The 17,206-nt window shown below is 38.0% G+C and carries 18 protein-coding genes; 14 read left to right on the forward strand and 4 right to left on the reverse strand.

From position 1 onward, the window contains the following. The first annotated feature begins 41 nt into the window (after positions 1 to 41). Entirely contained in the window at positions 42 to 1,523 is a 1,482-nt protein-coding gene (gene guaB / locus K6V48_RS03290; protein ID WP_015647590.1) for an IMP dehydrogenase, read from the forward strand. A 75-nt stretch (positions 1,524 to 1,598) separates the two neighbouring features. Here guaB and recF read toward each other — a convergent pair whose 3' ends face one another. Together recF and K6V48_RS03300 are read right to left on the reverse strand one after the other, a co-directional pair. Continuing rightward, positions 1,599 to 2,690 carry a DNA replication/repair protein RecF gene (gene recF, locus K6V48_RS03295; protein WP_222367979.1) on the reverse strand — a complete coding sequence of 364 codons (1,092 nt, stop codon included), beginning with the start codon at positions 2,688 to 2,690 and terminating at the stop codon, positions 1,599 to 1,601. A 2-nt stretch (positions 2,691 to 2,692) separates the two neighbouring features. Further along, positions 2,693 to 3,076: an RNA-binding S4 domain-containing protein gene (locus tag K6V48_RS03300; RefSeq protein ID WP_222367982.1), complete on the reverse strand. Its 384-nt coding sequence runs from the start codon at positions 3,074 to 3,076 to the stop codon at positions 2,693 to 2,695. A 73-nt stretch (positions 3,077 to 3,149) separates the two neighbouring features. Here K6V48_RS03300 and yfmF point away from each other — a divergent pair, with 73 nt between their 5' ends. From yfmF to K6V48_RS03360, 12 genes are all read left to right on the forward strand, one after another. Then, positions 3,150 to 4,403 (forward strand): EF-P 5-aminopentanol modification-associated protein YfmF, encoded by a 1,254-nt coding sequence (yfmF, locus tag K6V48_RS03305; protein WP_222367985.1) that lies wholly within the window; start codon positions 3,150 to 3,152, stop codon positions 4,401 to 4,403. Next, a complete protein-coding gene (yfmH, locus tag K6V48_RS03310) occupies positions 4,400 to 5,680 on the forward strand; it encodes an EF-P 5-aminopentanol modification-associated protein YfmH (protein ID WP_222367988.1) in 1,281 nt (426 codons plus the stop codon). Before yfmF ends, yfmH begins: the two co-directional genes overlap by 4 nt. A 66-nt stretch (positions 5,681 to 5,746) precedes the next feature. Beyond that, the gene (locus K6V48_RS03315) at positions 5,747 to 6,637 is read left to right on the forward strand and encodes a helix-turn-helix domain-containing protein (RefSeq protein ID WP_315863152.1); all 891 of its coding nucleotides are present in this window, start codon (positions 5,747 to 5,749) and stop codon (positions 6,635 to 6,637) included. An 11-nt stretch (positions 6,638 to 6,648) separates the two neighbouring features. After that, complete coding sequence (gene pgsA / locus K6V48_RS03320; RefSeq protein ID WP_024397268.1) at positions 6,649 to 7,188, forward strand: CDP-diacylglycerol--glycerol-3-phosphate 3-phosphatidyltransferase; 540 nt, start codon at positions 6,649 to 6,651, stop codon at positions 7,186 to 7,188. Beyond that, entirely contained in the window at positions 7,188 to 8,024 is an 837-nt protein-coding gene (locus K6V48_RS03325; protein WP_105126890.1) for an energy-coupling factor ABC transporter ATP-binding protein, read from the forward strand. The genes pgsA and K6V48_RS03325 overlap by 1 nt, the downstream gene beginning before the upstream one ends. Beyond that, positions 8,000 to 8,842: an energy-coupling factor transporter ATPase gene (locus K6V48_RS03330; RefSeq protein WP_222367990.1), complete on the forward strand. Its 843-nt coding sequence runs from the start codon at positions 8,000 to 8,002 to the stop codon at positions 8,840 to 8,842. Before K6V48_RS03325 ends, K6V48_RS03330 begins: the two co-directional genes overlap by 25 nt. After that, a complete protein-coding gene (locus K6V48_RS03335) occupies positions 8,835 to 9,632 on the forward strand; it encodes an energy-coupling factor transporter transmembrane component T family protein (protein ID WP_024404131.1) in 798 nt (265 codons plus the stop codon). Before K6V48_RS03330 ends, K6V48_RS03335 begins: the two co-directional genes overlap by 8 nt. 141 nt (positions 9,633 to 9,773) lie before the next feature. Then, positions 9,774 to 10,544 carry an aggregation-promoting factor C-terminal-like domain-containing protein gene (locus tag K6V48_RS11785; protein WP_261311033.1) on the forward strand — a complete coding sequence of 257 codons (771 nt, stop codon included), beginning with the start codon at positions 9,774 to 9,776 and terminating at the stop codon, positions 10,542 to 10,544. 244 nt (positions 10,545 to 10,788) lie between these two features. Next, entirely contained in the window at positions 10,789 to 11,364 is a 576-nt protein-coding gene (apf, locus tag K6V48_RS03345) for an aggregation-promoting factor (RefSeq protein WP_172129862.1), read from the forward strand. Positions 11,365 to 11,479: 115 nt separating this feature from the next. Continuing rightward, on the forward strand, positions 11,480 to 12,862 hold the full coding sequence (locus K6V48_RS03350; RefSeq protein ID WP_222367993.1) for a HAMP domain-containing sensor histidine kinase: 1,383 nt from the start codon (positions 11,480 to 11,482) through the stop codon (positions 12,860 to 12,862). Next, on the forward strand, positions 12,859 to 13,527 hold the full coding sequence (locus K6V48_RS03355; protein ID WP_222367995.1) for a response regulator transcription factor: 669 nt from the start codon (positions 12,859 to 12,861) through the stop codon (positions 13,525 to 13,527). The genes K6V48_RS03350 and K6V48_RS03355 overlap by 4 nt, the downstream gene beginning before the upstream one ends. Before the next feature lie 120 nt (positions 13,528 to 13,647). Continuing rightward, a complete protein-coding gene (locus tag K6V48_RS03360) occupies positions 13,648 to 14,250 on the forward strand; it encodes a DUF3642 domain-containing protein (protein WP_222367998.1) in 603 nt (200 codons plus the stop codon). Positions 14,251 to 14,289: 39 nt separating this feature from the next. Here the strand turns inward: K6V48_RS03360 and sdaAA are convergent, their stop codons facing one another. Beyond that, positions 14,290 to 15,162: an L-serine ammonia-lyase, iron-sulfur-dependent, subunit alpha gene (gene sdaAA / locus K6V48_RS03365; protein ID WP_172019098.1), complete on the reverse strand. Its 873-nt coding sequence runs from the start codon at positions 15,160 to 15,162 to the stop codon at positions 14,290 to 14,292. A 12-nt stretch (positions 15,163 to 15,174) separates the two neighbouring features. Then, the gene (sdaAB, locus tag K6V48_RS03370) at positions 15,175 to 15,846 is read right to left on the reverse strand and encodes an L-serine ammonia-lyase, iron-sulfur-dependent subunit beta (RefSeq protein WP_172019099.1); all 672 of its coding nucleotides are present in this window, start codon (positions 15,844 to 15,846) and stop codon (positions 15,175 to 15,177) included. A 230-nt stretch (positions 15,847 to 16,076) separates the two neighbouring features. Here sdaAB and mnmA point away from each other — a divergent pair, with 230 nt between their 5' ends. After that, positions 16,077 to 17,201: a tRNA 2-thiouridine(34) synthase MnmA gene (gene mnmA / locus K6V48_RS03375; RefSeq protein ID WP_222368001.1), complete on the forward strand. Its 1,125-nt coding sequence runs from the start codon at positions 16,077 to 16,079 to the stop codon at positions 17,199 to 17,201. Positions 17,202 to 17,206 lie beyond the last annotated feature (5 nt).

The raw sequence follows: 17,206 nt of genomic DNA on the forward strand, positions 1-17,206 counted from the left end.
TAGCAATCATGCTAAATACTAAATAAGAAAAGAGGAAGAAAATGTCAAACTGGGACACTAAATTTTTGAAAAAAGGCTTTACTTTCGACGATGTATTACTTATTCCGGCTGAAAGTCATGTATTACCACATGATATTGATTTAAAAACACAATTAGCACCAAATTTGACCCTTAATCTTCCGATTATTTCTGCTGCCATGGACACTGTAACAGATAGCAAAATGGCTATCGCTATGGCGCGTGCAGGTGGTTTGGGCGTCATCCATAAGAACATGTCTATCGCGGAGCAGGCAGATGAGGTGCGTAAGGTAAAACGTTCTGAAAATGGTGTCATTATCGATCCATTCTTCTTAACACCAGAACACACCATTGCAGAGGCTGAGAAATTGATGGCTACCTATCGTATTTCCGGTGTGCCAATTGTTGAAACATTAGAAAATCGTAAGTTGGTCGGTATTATCACCAACCGCGATATGCGTTTCATTTCAGATTACTCACAGCCAATTTCGACCAACATGACAAGCGATGAATTGGTGACAGCGCCAGTTGGAACAGATCTTGCGACTGCGGAGGCTATTCTTCACAAGCATCGTATTGAAAAATTGCCATTGGTTGATGAAAATGGTCGTTTGTCAGGCTTGATTACTATCAAAGACATTGAGAAAGTCATTGAGTTCCCAAATGCAGCGAAGGATGAATTTGGTCGTCTCTTGGTTGCGGGTGCTGTTGGTGTTACATCTGATACTTTTGAACGTGCTGAGGCTCTCTTTGAAGCGGGTGCTGATGCGATTGTTATCGATACTGCTCATGGTCACTCAGCTGGTGTTCTTCGTAAGATTAAAGAAATCCGTGAACACTTCCCAACTCGTACCTTAATTGCCGGCAATATTGCCACAGCTGAGGGAGCTCGTGCTCTTTATGAAGCTGGTGTTGATGTTGTGAAGGTCGGTATTGGACCAGGTTCAATCTGTACAACACGTGTCATCGCAGGTGTTGGGGTACCACAAGTGACTGCTATCTATGATGCAGCTGGTGTTGCGCGTGAATATGGAAAAACCATTATTGCTGATGGTGGTATCAAGTATTCAGGTGACATTGTGAAGGCACTTGCAGCAGGTGGTCATGCCGTTATGCTGGGTTCTATGTTTGCAGGAACGGATGAAGCACCAGGTGAAACAGAAATCTTCCAAGGTCGTAAATTTAAGACTTACCGTGGTATGGGCTCTATCGCTGCCATGAAACAAGGTTCGAAAGACCGTTACTTCCAAGCATCTGTAAATGAAGCTAACAAACTTGTTCCAGAAGGAATTGAGGGACGTGTAGCCTATAAAGGATCTGTTGCAGATATGATATTCCAAATGGTTGGTGGACTTCGCTCAGGTATGGGCTATGTAGGTGCTGGCAACTTGACCGAATTGCATGAAAATGCTCAGTTTATCGAAATGTCAGGCGCTGGTTTGAAAGAAAGCCATCCACACGATGTTCAAATTACAAACGAAGCTCCAAACTATTCAGTACAGTAAACAAAAACAAGACCCTAGTTGACAGGGTCTTTCTTTAAATGTAAATATAGTTGACAAATATTGTAAAGCATCTTTTCAGTCTTCGGTAATGTTTCCCTTTTGAATATGGAAAATTTTAAGATTTTCAGGCAGCTTATGTAAATGGTCCAAAGATGTCGTAGTTATAAATGTTTGAATCGTATCGGTAATTGTTTCAAGCAATTTCAATTGTCGATTGTTATCAAGTTCGCTCATGACATCATCTAACAATAGAATCGGATACTCTCTTGTCATTTCTTTCATTAACTCTATTTCAGCGAGTTTGAGAGAAAGGACAAGACTACGGTGTTGTCCTTGGCTACCAAAATGGGCGTTCATATCATTTAGAAAGAAGGCAATATCATCACGGTGTGGTCCTACACCTGTATTTTTTTTGAATAAATCACGTTTACGACTATTTTCTAACTCTGTCAAGAAAGTGTCAATTAAATTGACAGAGTTAGTCAAGTTAACTGAAGATAGATATTGAATGGTTAAGGTTTCTTTTTGATTTGAGATTTCTTGAACTTTGCTGTTGCCATGTAATTCTAATTTTTTTAGAAAGTCAATCCGGTGTTGGATAACACGACTACCATACTCTGCTAGTTGATGATCCAATACAGATAAAAAGGTATTGTCTACTTTTTCTGTAGATTTAAGATAGGCATTTCTTTGTTTTAAAACATGGTTATAGCTTGACAAGTCTGAGAGATATATTGGTTTGATTTGTCCTAATTCGACATCAATGAACTTTCTCCTTAAGGCAGGGGCACCTTTGATTAATTGCAAGTCTTCCGGTGCAAAGAGAACAACGTTCATGTGTCCAATGTAGTTTGAAAGCTTTGCTTGCTTGAGATGATTGACTTTTGTTACTCGCCCTTTATCTGTCAAGCGAATGTCAAGCGGAATCTTACCATTTGTACGATGAAGTATTCCGGAAATAGATAATTCTTTTTCCTGAAATTGTAGAAGGTCTTTATCTGTTCGGGTTCGATGACTCCGTGTCAGGGCTAAAAAATAGATAGATTCTAGCACATTGGTTTTACCTTGGGCATTTTCACCTAAAAAGACATTGAGTCCTTTGTGAAACTCAATATCTAAATGGTTGTAATTCCGAAAATGTTTTAATGCTAATCGTTCCAACCACATGTTTATGTACCAGGGAAACGAACAGGTTTTCTATCAGCTTTTTGAGCTGTTTTTTTTGAAGGAGGGACCTGTTTCTCATTTTTTTTATTCTCTTGATTCAATTTTTTAACAATGGCAGCTACCCGCTCTTTTTCAGCCTTGTCTTCTTGGTATTGCTGAATTTCTTCTGTACTTGGAGCAATAATAGTTATAGTAATACCATGTTCTGGTAGTGCGACTGTGTCACCGATACGGATTTTTTTCCCTCTTCTTTTTTCATCTTCTCCATTAAAAAGGATGGTATTTTCCTCTAAAAAACCTTTGATAGCACCGCCTGAGTGAAGAATACCAGTTGTTTTTAAAAGGGCCTGTAAAGTAATGTAGTCATCAAATAGTTTAAATTCCATATGTCACCTCGTTACAGAATATTATAACACAAAATGGTATAATGAAAGGTACAATGTTTGAAAGAGGAATAGAATGCAATTACAAGAAGGAGTTAATCTTCATTTTATAGAATCAAGTAAGTTTACGACCAATAGAATTCGTGTTCGTTTTGCTGCAGCAATGAGTGAAAATACAGTGGCAGGTCGTGTGCTACTAGCCAATTTACTAGAAATGGGAAATCAAGATTATCCAACAGCGCGTCAACTTCGAATGAAATTAGCTGCTTTATACGGAGCACATTTTTCAACCTCTGTTTCTAAGAGGGGACGAGTTCATTTTGTTGATGTGAACATCTCGTATGTGAAATCATCATTTTTGCTCAATAAAGAAGATATAACCTTAGAAATAATTGATTTTTTATATGCCTGTCTATTTCGACCGTTGACAGAAGGAAAAGCTTTCAATAAAAAAATGTTCGAAGTGGAGAAAAGAAATTTATTAAGTTTTTTAGAATCTGAGGTAGAAGATAATTTTTATCATGCGGATGTTGAAATGAGTCGTCTTTATTTTAATGATGAAGATATCCAGGTGCCACGAGTTGCTCGAATTGATTTAGTACAAAAGGAGACAGCTGAATCTGTTTATGAAGCATACAAAAGAATGCTAAAAATGGACAGAATTGATATTTTTGTTGCTGGAGAAATCAATCAATTAGAGGTTCAAAATAAATTTAAAAACTTTGACTTTACATACCGAAATCCAAAATTGGAGTTAGAGTACTCACAAGATTATTCCAATATCGTTCATGAAAAAGTGGAACGAAAAGTTGCTCAGCAATCTATTTTAGAATTAGCATATCATTTACAAGTTGTTTACAACGATGTAAACTATCCTGCATTATTGGTATTTAATGGTCTGTTCGGTGCCTTTTCTCATTCTAAATTATTTATGAATGTTCGGGAAAAAGAAAGTCTGGCCTATACGATTGGGAGTCAAGTGAATATTTTTTCAGGTATGTTGAAAGTATATGCTGGAATTAATCGAGAAGATCGATTGAGGACAATGAAGCTCATAAATCGTGAATTTCTTGCACTAAAACGTGGTCAAATTACAGAGGATGACTTGGAATTAACAAAAAAATTACTAACTCACTCTGCAACGCTGGCTCAAGATAGGCAAAATAATCTTATTGAACAGGCCTATAATGAAGTCTGCTTAGGAGAACGAAATCTAACTTGGCAACAGTGGATTGATAGTATTAATGCAGTATCGATAGACGATGTTGTAAAAGTTGGAAAAGTTATTCGTTTACAGGCTATTTACTTTATGGAAGGAGTTGCTCAATGAAACTAATTGAAAAATGCTATCCGTATATGAAGGAAAGTCTTTATTATGCTAAACTTGACAATGGGTTGACAGTAACTTTACTTCCAAAACCTGATTTTAATGAGGCCTATGGAGTATTAACGACAGAATTTGGGGCTCTACATACTCAATTTAAAGCAGATGGTCAAGAAATTGTTCACTATCCCGCAGGAATTGCCCATTTTTTGGAGCATAAACTATTTGAAACAGAAGAAGATGGCGATGTGATGAATCAATTTGCCAAATTAGGTGCTAGTGCAAATGCCTATACTGGATTTCGTCAAACAAGCTATCTTTTTTCAACTACCCAAGAAGTGTTATCTTGTTTGAATTTACTGCAATCATTTGTTACTAAGCCTTATTTTACAAAAGAAAATGTAGAGCGTGAGCAAGGAATTATTGAACAAGAAATCGAAATGTACCAAGACGATGCAGATTATCGTCTTTATATGGGAATTTTAGCTTCACTCTATCCGGGAACTCCATTAGCTTATGATATTGCTGGTACTGTTGAATCAATTTCACAAATTACAGCTGATGCTTTGTATGAAAATTATTTAGCCTTCTATCGTCCAAGTAATATGCATATGTTTATTGTTGGAAATTTTATTCTAGAAGAGGTGTGGGAAGAAATTATTCAAACCCAAGAGAACTCTGAGCAAGATAGTAGGTCTTTTGAAAAACTTTCCTTGACACATTTACCAATTTTAGAACATCAAACAGAGCAATTTGAGGTAGCTACTTCAAAATTAGCAATAGGGTTAAGAGGGAATGATCATATTGTGATTCATGAGATAAGTGCGTATAGAATTTGTTTACAGTTACTGTTTGCAATGTTATTTGGTTGGACTTCAAAACGCTATCAATCCTTATATGAGGATGGAATAATTGATTCTTCGTTTCAATTTCAAATTGAGGTGAACCCAGATTATCACTTCGTAGTTATTACGACAGATACTGAGTCACCGATTCGACTATCTAGTCTGATTATTAAAGCAATTCAGCAATTTGAAAAAGACATGGATATCACCGATGATCAACTCCATTTACTTAAAAATGAAATGTATGGCGATTTTATTAGAAGTTTAAACTCTTTAGAATTTACTGCCAGTCATTTTATCGAACATTTATTTAATGATGAAACAATTTTTGATTTACCAGAGATTATTCAATCTATTACACTGGAAGATGTAATGGAGGTTGGGCGGCAGTTTATTTACAACTGTGATATGACAGATTATACGATTTTTCCTAAGTAGGTAGTAATAAAGCATCGAAATTTCTACTATTTTTTGTTAAAATAGAGTATTGTATATGATGAAAGAATGAGAGAAGGGATTATGAGGCAAAAAAGTATTGGTGAAGTTCTTCGAGCAGCTCGAGAAAATAGAGGTTGGAATCTAAATGATGTGCAGAGAATAACAAAAATTCAGGCTAAATATTTGCAGGCATTAGAGTACAATGATTTTGAATACATTCCTGACAAAGACTATATAGAAAGTTTTTTGGTAACATATGCAGAAGCGCTTGATTTGGATGCAGCAGTATTGCTTGATGCCTATAAAAAGAATAGTCTTGTGATGTATTATGAGGAGGGAGACGAAGAGGAGCTTTCCACTGATTTTAAAAGAAGATATAAAGGACGAAAGAATAAAAAGGCATCTTTTCTTCCTTTGTTTTACTTGTTATTAGCATCAAGTTTGATGATTATTTTTGTAACTTTTGTCATTCATAATCGCATGAAACAAGCCTCGGTTTTTTCGAATCAAAGCACTTCTTATAGTGTGTCTCAGCAGGCAGTAAGCTCGTCAAGTGCAGCAACTAGTGAATCTTCTTCGGATGGGACGTCCAATTCTACCACAACAAGTAGCTCGACAAATAGTTCATCTACAGCTTCGACAAGCAAAATAAGTGTCACAGGATCTGGAGAAAATATTATTGCAACAGTGTCTAAAGTTACCTACCCAGTAGATATTACTCTTACGGCTAAAAATACAACTAGTTGGGTTAGTCTAACGGAATCAACTTTATCAGGAGGGGTCACTCTAACTCCTAGTAATCCAACAGCAACAACAAAAATTGAAGACGGGGTATCTTCTTCAATTTTGGTTTTAGGTGTGGTAAAAGGTGTTGATATAACAATAGCAGGTCAACCGTTAGACACTTCTGCATTAACAACTGAGACAGGAAGTGTTATCTTATACTTTGAACAATAAAGGACGAAAAGATGAAAAAAGAAAATATTCCCAATGCTTTAACAATTGGTCGGATTCTCGTTATCCCCATCTTTATTTTATTATTAACGCTTTGGAACAATGCAATCAGCCATACCTTTGCTGCAATTATCTTTGCTTTAGCTAGTATTACGGACTATTTAGATGGTTATTTAGCTAGAAAATGGAAAGTTGTTACAAATTTCGGAAAGTTTGCAGATCCAATGGCGGATAAAATACTGGTAATGACAGCTTTTATTATGCTAGTTGAATTGGGATTTGCTCCTGCTTGGGTTGTTGCGATTATCATTTGTAGGGAGCTTGCTGTAACTGGTTTGCGTTTACTTTTAGTTGAAAATGGTGGGACAGTCCTAGCCGCAGCAATGCCAGGGAAAATTAAAACCTTTTCTCAAATGTTTGCGGTCATTTTCCTACTCTTGCATTGGAACCTGCTTGGTCACATAACATTGTATATCGCACTTTTCTTCACCCTTTATTCAGGTTATGATTATTTCAAGGGTGCTTCATTTCTATTCAAAGATACATTTAAATAATGGAAAATATTATCGAAGTTAAAAATCTTAAGTATAAGTACGATCAAGAAGACGAAAAATATACTTTAAACGACGTTTCGTTTCACGTGAAACAAGGAGAGTGGTTGTCCATCATTGGCCATAATGGATCAGGGAAATCAACAACTGTCCGTTTAATTGATGGCTTATTGGAAGCTGAATCTGGGGACATTTACATATCCGGCGATAAATTGACAGCTGATAATGTCTGGGAAAAACGCCGTCTAATTGGAATGGTCTTTCAAAATCCAGATAATCAATTCGTTGGGGCTACAGTAGAGGATGATGTTGCTTTTGGTTTGGAAAACCAAGGGGTTCCTCTTGAAGAAATGCGTGTTCGTGTTCAAGAAGCTTTGGAATTGGTTGGCATGGCTAATTTTAAGAAGAGAGAACCTGCTAGACTCTCTGGTGGACAAAAACAGCGTGTTGCAATAGCAGGTATCGTGGCTTTGCGTCCCAATATTGTTATTTTGGATGAAGCAACGTCTATGTTAGATCCTGAAGGGCGTTTAGAATTAATTCGTATTGTGAAGGAAATTAAAGATCAACATAATATGACGGTTATTTCTATTACCCATGATTTAGACGAAGTTGCTCTAAGTGATCGTGTGATTGTGATGAAGAATGGGCAAATTGAATCAACCAGTACCCCAGCAGAATTATTTATGAGGGACGATTTGATTGAGCTTGATTTAGAACAGCCATTTACAGCAAATTTAGCTGAATCATTGCGCCAGGCGGGAATCGCTATTCCGCTACGCTATTTTACAGAGGAAGAATTAGAGGAAACTTTATGGGAATTCATCTCCAAGAAGTAAGCTATACCTATCAAGCTGGCACACCTTTTGAGGGGCGTGCGCTTTTCGGTGTAGATTTGGAAATTGTTGAGGGTTCCTATACTGCTTTGATTGGGCATACTGGTTCTGGGAAATCAACTATTTTGCAACTTTTAAATGGATTAAATATCCCCACATCTGGTAGTGTGATTGTTGATGATATGGTTATCAACGCGACTTCAGATAAAAAAGGTATTAAGCAAGTAAGAAAAAAAGTTGGCTTGGTTTTTCAGTTCCCAGAAAGTCAAGTTTTTGATGAGACAGTCTTAAAAGATGTGGCATTTGGTCCACAAAATTTTGGTATTTCCCAAGAAGAAGCTGAAAAGATTGCTCGTGAAAAACTTGCACTCGTTGGTATTTCAGAAGAGCTATTTGAACGAAGTCCTTTCGAGTTATCTGGAGGTCAAATGCGCCGAGTGGCGATTGCAGGAATATTGGCCATGGAACCAAATGTTCTAGTATTGGATGAACCTACAGCAGGACTAGATCCAGCTGGACGTCAGGAATTAATGGATATCTTTAAACAGTTACACGCTAATGGTATGACGATCGTTCTGGTAACTCATTTAATGGATGATGTTGCTAATTATGCAGATTGGGTCTATGTGATGGAGAAAGGGAAGTTAATCCGTTCAGGAAAACCGAGGGATGTTTTTCAAGAGGTTGAATTTTTGGAAACAATTCAATTAGGCGTGCCAAAAATAACAAAATTTGCTGCGAATCTGGAGAGAAGGGGCTTTGTATTTGAACGCTTGCCAGTTACGATAAAAGAATTTGCCGAGGTGATGAGTCATGGATAAATTGATTTTAGGTCGGTATATTCCTGGAAATTCGATGATTCATCGTTTAGATCCACGTAGTAAATTGTTAGCTATGTTTGCCTTTCTTTTGCTTATTTTCTGGGCAAATAATTTGATAACAAATGTTCTAATCATTGCCTTTGTGTTTGCAATGGTCCTTTTATCACAAATACGCCTATCTTTTTTTATTAATGGTTTAAAACCAATGATAGGGATTATTCTGTTTACAACCTTTTTCCAAGTTTTCTTCACACCTGGAGCAAATGTTTTGTGGGAATTTTGGATTTTTAAGGTTTCAATTGAAGGCTTGCAGCAGGCGCTGATTATCTTCATCCGCTTTGTACTCATTATTTTCTTTTCAACCTTGTTAACATTAACAACAACACCTTTGAGTTTGGCTGATGGTATTGAATCTGGTTTAGCCCCTCTGAAACGGTTGAAAGTTCCTGTTCATGAAATTGGTCTAATGCTCTCGATGAGTTTACGTTTTGTACCAACCCTTATGGATGATACCACCCGCATTATGAATGCACAGAGAGCGCGTGGTGTGGATTTTAATGAAGGAAATTTGATTCAAAAAGTTAAATCGGTTATTCCTATTTTGATTCCACTATTTGCTTCAAGTTTCAAGAGAGCTGATGCCCTTGCTACAGCGATGGAAGCGCGTGGTTATCAAGGAGGCGAAGGAAGAACCAAATACCGTGTTTTAGAATGGAAACTGCCAGATACCTGTGCAGTTATTGTCATGATATTACTTGGTGTAACACTCTATGTACTAAAAAGTGCTTAAAATACTATTTTTTTCACCGTAAAACAACTTTATTGTAATATTTGTAATAAAATTTTAAATAAAAAGTAATATTATAATAGTATGATAGGAATAGTTATAACAATAAGTAGAGGACTATTCTTTTTAATGAAAAAGAGTTTGATGTATAAAGCACTGAAAGGTGTTACTGGACTATTCACTATTCTTGCTTTGGTGTTAGTTGGTTTCATTCTAACAGGGAAGATATCTCATACACAAATTGTGAGAGCAGTATCTGATGCCCCATATACTATTAAGAATACAGTAAATAAGATTCGTAATGGTGTTCCACATACAACTGAATATATTTCAGCAAGTCCTATTTTTGAATTGGGCTATGAAACCATATTAAAGTTGAAGACTGATTCTCAACCACTTCAAGTGGAAGCTTTAGAAATCACGTTTGAAGAACCGCAAATTATTGAATCAACAGAAGTGGTGGATTCAAGTTCAGAAACTCCAGTAGATGCATCGCAGGAGAGTATTCAGACCGAAATATCAACACCTGTGGAAGATTCTAATCAAGCGTATGATACAGCAGCATCAACAGTACAAGCCGTCACGGATGTTGTGCTTGTCGTAGCTGAAGTAAACACTCCAGTTGTAGAGCAAACTCAATCAGTTGCTGTTTCAACTCCCACCGTTAATCCTGTTCCATCAGGTTCCGTACTTGATGATGCGTCTGCTAAAGAATGGATTGCACAAAAAGAGTCGGGTGGAAGCTATACAGTAAGTAATGGTATTTACATTGGACGCTATCAATTGAGTAGTGCATATCTAAATGGAGACCATTCCCCAGAAAATCAGGAGCGTGTAGCGGATGCCTATGTTTTGCAACGCTATGGTTCATGGTCGGCAGCCTACCAGTTTTGGTTGGCAAATGGATGGTATTAACATAAAATTAAGATGTCTAGGGAAGTCCTAGGCATTTTATTTTCATTGACAGGAATTGTCAAGACAAAGATATTTATGTAAAGAAATCTGTAAATTTATTTGGGAAAAGACTCTCTAAAATCCCATAAAAAGCCCTTTTATAGTGTAAACTCAATGTCATTGTAACATTTGTAATACATTTACAAAGTTAAAGTAATAGTTAGAAGGTAAGATAGATACATAACAGAAAGGAATGTGACTATTTATGAACATTACATTAAAAAAGAATTTAAAAACAACTATTTATGGTTTGGTAGCAGGTGCCTCACTTTTAGGTGCGGGTGTAGTTAGTGCAGATACGTATACAGTAAAATCTGGAGATACATTATCAGAAATTGCAAAATCGTATAGTACAACTGTTGAAAAAATTGCTGAGCAAAACAATATTGCTAATCCAGACTTCATTAGTGTTGGTCAAACACTTGAATTAGGCGATGTCACAGTAGCGAGTGGTTCAGTAGAGGCAACTCAAGAAACAACCGCAGAAACAACGACAGAGGTATCAGCAGAAACAACTACAACTACTTCAACTAGCTCTTATTCTTCAAACTTGAGTGCTGAGGATGCCGCAGCTAAAGAATGGATTGCAATGAAGGAATCAAGTGGTAGCTATGATGCTCAAAATGGTATCTATATTGGTCGTTACCAATTGACAAATACGTACCTAAATGGTGATTATTCTATCGAAAACCAGGAGCGCGTAGCTGATGCTTATGTTGCCAGTCGTTACGGTTCATGGTCAGCAGCCAAAGCATTCTGGTTGGCAAATGGATGGTACTAAAATACATAAGAGGAAGTCTAGCATTCTGCTAGGCTTTTTTGATTGAGTTTTTTAACTTTACAGATAAGTCGGTTTTGTTTATAATTGTGGAAAAATTGACTAGAAAAGTAGAACAATGAATTTACAGAAACGAATTTTTCGATTAAACATGATGATGTTGGTTTTATCCTTGATTGCTATGCTTGGTGTTAGTATTTATGTGGTGAATAGTATTTACCGGAACCAGGGAACATGGCAGTCTACCAGTCAGAAAACAGCAACTAGTCAGGCTAGCCTAGAAAACTTTTCGGGAACTGATTGTTCATCCTTGGCAGATGAATTAGCAAAGAGTGGCGCACAACTACACGTAGAAAGCAATGGCGAGGTCGTATTTTCAAATTTCAAGGATGATAGTGAAGACCTGTCTACTGTCAGTATTTCAGCTACCACTCATACTTCTTATGTTGATGGAGAAGTTGTAATTAGCCGGAAAGTGACTACAGATGGACAAATGTATCACCTGTATGCTATTTTGGAAGATATAGAGGAACAGCAAGAAAGTCAGGAATTTCAAGCCTTTCTTGTCCAACTGTTAATAGTTGGTGGTACAGGGATAATTGTTTTAGTTATTCTTAATTTCTTTTTTACTCGACGATTACTGGCTGTTGTTATGCGTCCTTTGGATGAATTGCATCGCGGTGTAGAACGTATTCAACAGGGAGATTATACGGTGCCACTGATTTATCAAGGAGATAAGGAATTTGAAGAATTGACCCAAGGATTTAATCAAATGCAGACTTCCTTGATGGATGCCCATGAGCAAAATCGAATCAATGAGCAAAATCGAACACAAATGATTGCAGATATCTCCCATGATTTGCGTACTCCTTTGACTTCTATCAAAGGATACGCCAAGGGAATTTTGGATGGGATTGCTAATACGGAAGAAAAACGTAAACAGTATTTGACAGTTATATATCAAAAATCTCAGCTTATGGAAAACTTGCTGGAAAAATTATTTGCTTTTTCACAATTACAAACAGATAAAATGCCTTTTGACAAGATTACCCTTGATTTAGCAATCTTTCTACAATCATATGTATTGGAAAAATCAAAGGAGTTAGCAGATGAGGCTATTCAATTCCAATTGGATACTTCGGATGGATTGTTGGTTGAGATTGATCCTATTCAATTTCGACGAATTTTAGATAATCTAGTTGACAATGCTCGAAAATATGCAGCTGTTAGTCCATTAAAGATTGATATTTCTGGTCACGCGCAGGGACAGGTAGTTATTTGGACATTTACAGACAATGGAAAAGGCATTGAAAATGCAAAGCTGAATTTAATATTTAACGAATTTTATCGGGAAGATAATACACGACAGAAAGTAGAAGGTCATGGTTTGGGACTATCCATTGTAAAAAATATCATAGATAGATTGGGCGGTTCTGTGTCGGTTGAGGCATCTCCAGGGCTTCGATTTACTTTCAAATTACCTAGAAAGGATATGAAATGATACGGATATTGATTGCGGAAGATGATATAGAGATTGCATATTTAGAACGAGATTACCTAGAAATGCAGGGTTACCAAGTGGACTTAGTCCATGATGGAAGTCTTGTGGAGGAACAAATAAAAAAAGAAGAGTATTCTCTCCTTCTGTTGGATGTCATGTTGCCGAATAAAACAGGCTATGATCTTTGTCGTGATTTGCGGGATAAGGTAGATTTTCCTATCTTAATGGTTACTTCTAAACAAGAGACAGTGGATATTGTGAGAGGTTTGGGTTTAGGAGCAGATGATTACATTAGTAAGCCGTTTGATCCAATGGAGCTAGTGGCGCGTGTTAAGGCTCATTTGATGCGCTATCAACGCTTTCAAAAAGGTAGTGACAGCAGTGAATTGACAATCAGAAATATGATAATATTTTTGGAAAATTGGAAGGTGACATTGGATGGACAAGAGATAAAGCTACCTAATCGCGAATTTGAATTACTTGTTTATCTAGCAAAACACCCAAACAGAGTATTCTCTAAGGAACATTTATTTGAGAAGATTTGGGGGTATGACTATGTGGGGGATAGTGCAACAGTTGCAGTGCACATCAATCGCCTTCGAGACAAGTTGGGAAGTGAGTTAATTGAAACAGTTTGGGGCGCAGGGTATCGTCTTAATGATTAATTAGTGAGTGTTTAAGATTTATTTAAAAACTTTCCATAAATTATTCAAGAATATCCTTAATAATGGGTTTATCAGCAAATGAGCTGAAAGATATCCCTACAAATAAAAGAGGAGCATTAGATGGAACAACATAATCAACCAGAACTCATTGAGGCAACAGAAAATTCAAAGAAAACGATATTGGAATCTGTAAAGAACAGACTGACAAGTATGAGTAAGAAAACAATGATTCTACTATCTGTTGGTATTCTGACACTTGCAACTGCAGGAGTCGTTTTAGCAGAAGTATATGATAGTAAAATAGAAGTATTGGGAAATCAAATTGAGCAACAAGTTGGAATTGTAGATGATGATGATAATCAACAGGTAATAGCACAAGCTAATGCATCATCAGCCTCATCAGAAAATACAACTTCTGCTAGTCAACTAGCAACAAGTTACGGTGTAAAGTTAGTTGATACCTCTGAGCTAGATGGTACTTATACAGCAACATCTGGAAATGATACCTACACGTTGACTGTAAAAGGGAATCAAGCAACCTTGACAGAAGTTGACAAAGACGGAAATCAAGATATTGAACAAGTTATCTTTGATTTAGATAAAAAACTTGCCTACATTGATGGTGAGGTAGATAGTTATACCTTGAATGGTCCAACTCTTACTTTGACAGAAATTGATGCAAATGATACAACCTTAGAGAAACTAATATTAACGAAACAATAATAAAAGGACCGTCAGGTCCTTTTATTGTTTACAAAACTGTCAACCTTCCCCAAAAATTTCCTGTGCAAGTCGGCGACCAGTCGGTGTAGCAGCAAGCCCGCCTTCGGCTGTTTCACGAAAGGCTGTTGGTAAAGCAGCACCTACTTGATACATAGCATTTATTACCTCATCAGCAGGAATCTTTGATTCAATCCCAGCTAATGCCATATCAGCTGCTACCATAGCATAGCTAGCGCCCATCGCGTTTCTCTTGACACAAGGCACTTCTACTAGGCCAGCGACAGGATCACAGATGAGACCAAGCATATTTTTGATAACAAAGCAGATAGCTTGACTAGCTTGATACGCTGTCCCGCCTGCAGCTAATGTTAGTGCGGCAGCAGACATAGCAGAAGCTGAACCAACTTCAGCTTGACACCCACCCTCTGCTCCAGAAATAGAAGCATTGTTGGCGATGACAAGCCCAAAGGCACCAGCTGTAAAGAGAAAGTCAAGTTGTTGCTCTTCTGTCAACTTCAACTTGTCAATGGCAACTCCTAAAACAGCTGGTAAACATCCAGCGGAGCCAGCAGTCGGAGTGGCACAAACAAGACCCATCTTAGCGTTTAGTTCATTGACAGCCATAGCATTTCTAGCTGCTGACAGTATGGAGGTGTCGGACAGTGTTATTCCACCTTTTATATATGCGTCAAGTTTTGCTGCGTCCCCTCCTGTCAATCCTGAAACAGATTTACTTTCGGAGAGACCATCAATAATGGAATTTTTCATTACTGTCAAGTTTCTTGACATAATTGTCAATATTTCGTCACGGTTCCGACCAGTTAGCTCCATTTCAGTAGCAATCATTAGTTCTGAGACGCTACCAGAAAACTGTTCTGCCTGTGAAACCAATTCTTCAATTGTATAAAACATGGTTCTCTCTTTCTAGTTAAAGAAGGTGACGTTGTGCAGGTGGGGAATTTTTTCAATCTCGTCAATGGAATTTTCACACTGGCGGGAGTCCACCTCAATAATCATGATGGCTTTTTCCCCTGCTTTTTCACGGGTGACATTCATTTGAGCAATATTAATATTGTATTTAGATAAAATATCAGTAACTTTTGCAATCATGCCTGGGACATCTTGATGAACAATAATGATGGTTGGGGTGTTCATATTCAGATTGACAGAAAATCCATTTAGTTCCGTTACCTGAATATTTCCTCCTCCTATGGATACACCTGTTGCAGAAATAGATTTTTTCTCATTTTTTATGATGATTCGCGTTGTATTGGGATGGGGTGTATTACTCTCTTTGTTGACACGCCAGTAAACTTTGATACCACGTTCCCTCGCAATATCTAAGGAGTCAGGAATCCGAGGATCATCGGTATCCATACCTAGAATACCTGCGACCAAGGCTACGTCAGTACCATGCCCTCGGTATGTTTTAGCGAAGGAGTTGTAGAGTTGGAATTCAACTTCGGTGGGTTGCTCTCCAAAGATAGATGAGACAATTTTGCCGATACGAACTGCACCTGCTGTGTGACTGGAAGAAGGTCCAATCATGACTGGTCCAATAATATCAAAGACCGATTGAAATTTTAAATTTGTCATAGTAATCCTCACGATTTTCTTGGTTCTATTATATCAAAAATTCATTTACGAGAATATGCTTAGATGAATGAGCTTTTATATCAAAATTCTATCTATGTACCATCTTATATGATATAATACAAATTGTTCAAATCGACCTTCAATCGCTTTGGATAAAACTAGACCCTTCAAGTCTAAGTTGAAATTGAACTCGGATTGAGTCTGAGTATCACAATTGATGGGAGAAGATTATGTCAATTGACAATTCTAAAACCCGTGTTGTTGTCGGTATGAGTGGCGGTGTGGATTCATCGGTTACGGCTCTCTTGCTCAAGGAGCAGGGCTACGATGTGATCGGCATCTTCATGAAAAACTGGGACGACACGGACGAAAATGGCTTCTGTACAGCAACAGAAGACTACAAGGACGTGGCTGCAGTGGCAGACCAAATCGGCATTCCTTACTACTCTGTCAACTTTGAAAAAGAGTATTGGGACCGCGTATTTGAGTACTTTTTAGCAGAGTATCGGGCAGGTCGCACCCCTAATCCAGATGTCATGTGTAACAAGGAAATCAAGTTCAAGGCCTTCTTGGACTACGCTATGAACTTGGGGGCGGACTATGTAGCGACGGGGCACTACGCTCAGGTATCACGCGACGAGGACGGCACCGTCCATATGCTACGTGGGGCAGACAATGGCAAGGACCAGACCTATTTCCTTAGCCAACTCTCACAGGAACAACTGCAGAAAACCATGTTTCCGCTTGGCCATTTACAAAAGCCTCAGGTAAGGGAAATAGCAGAGCGAGCAGGCTTGGCGACCGCTAAAAAGAAAGACTCGACAGGCATCTGCTTTATCGGTGAAAAGAACTTCAAAGAATTTTTAGGGCAGTATTTGCCAGCCCAGCCCGGCCGGATGATGACGGTTGACGGTCGTGACATGGGAGAACATACAGGTCTTATGTACTATACCATTGGCCAGCGGGGCGGGCTTGGTATCGGAGGACAAATCGGTGGGGACAATGAACCTTGGTTTGTTGTCGGGAAAGACCTGTCAAAAAATATCCTCTATGTCGGCCAGGGCTTCTACCATGAGTCCTTAATGTCAACTTCTTTACATGCTAGTCAAGTACACTTTACACGTGATATGCCTGAAGAATTCACGCTTGAATGCACGGCTAAGTTCCGCTATCGTCAACCAGATAGTCAAGTAACTGTCAAGGTAAAAGGTGACAAGGCAGAGGTTGTTTTTGCAGAGCCACAACGAGCCATCACACCAGGTCAAGCCGTTGTTTTCTACGACGGTCAAGAGTGTCTGGGCGGTGGCATGATCGACATGGCCTACAAAGATGGGGTTGCTTGTCAGTATATTTAATCAAA

It is taken from the genome of Streptococcus suis (genome assembly GCF_019794555.1).
Lineage (GTDB): Bacteria > Bacillota > Bacilli > Lactobacillales > Streptococcaceae > Streptococcus > Streptococcus suis_AB.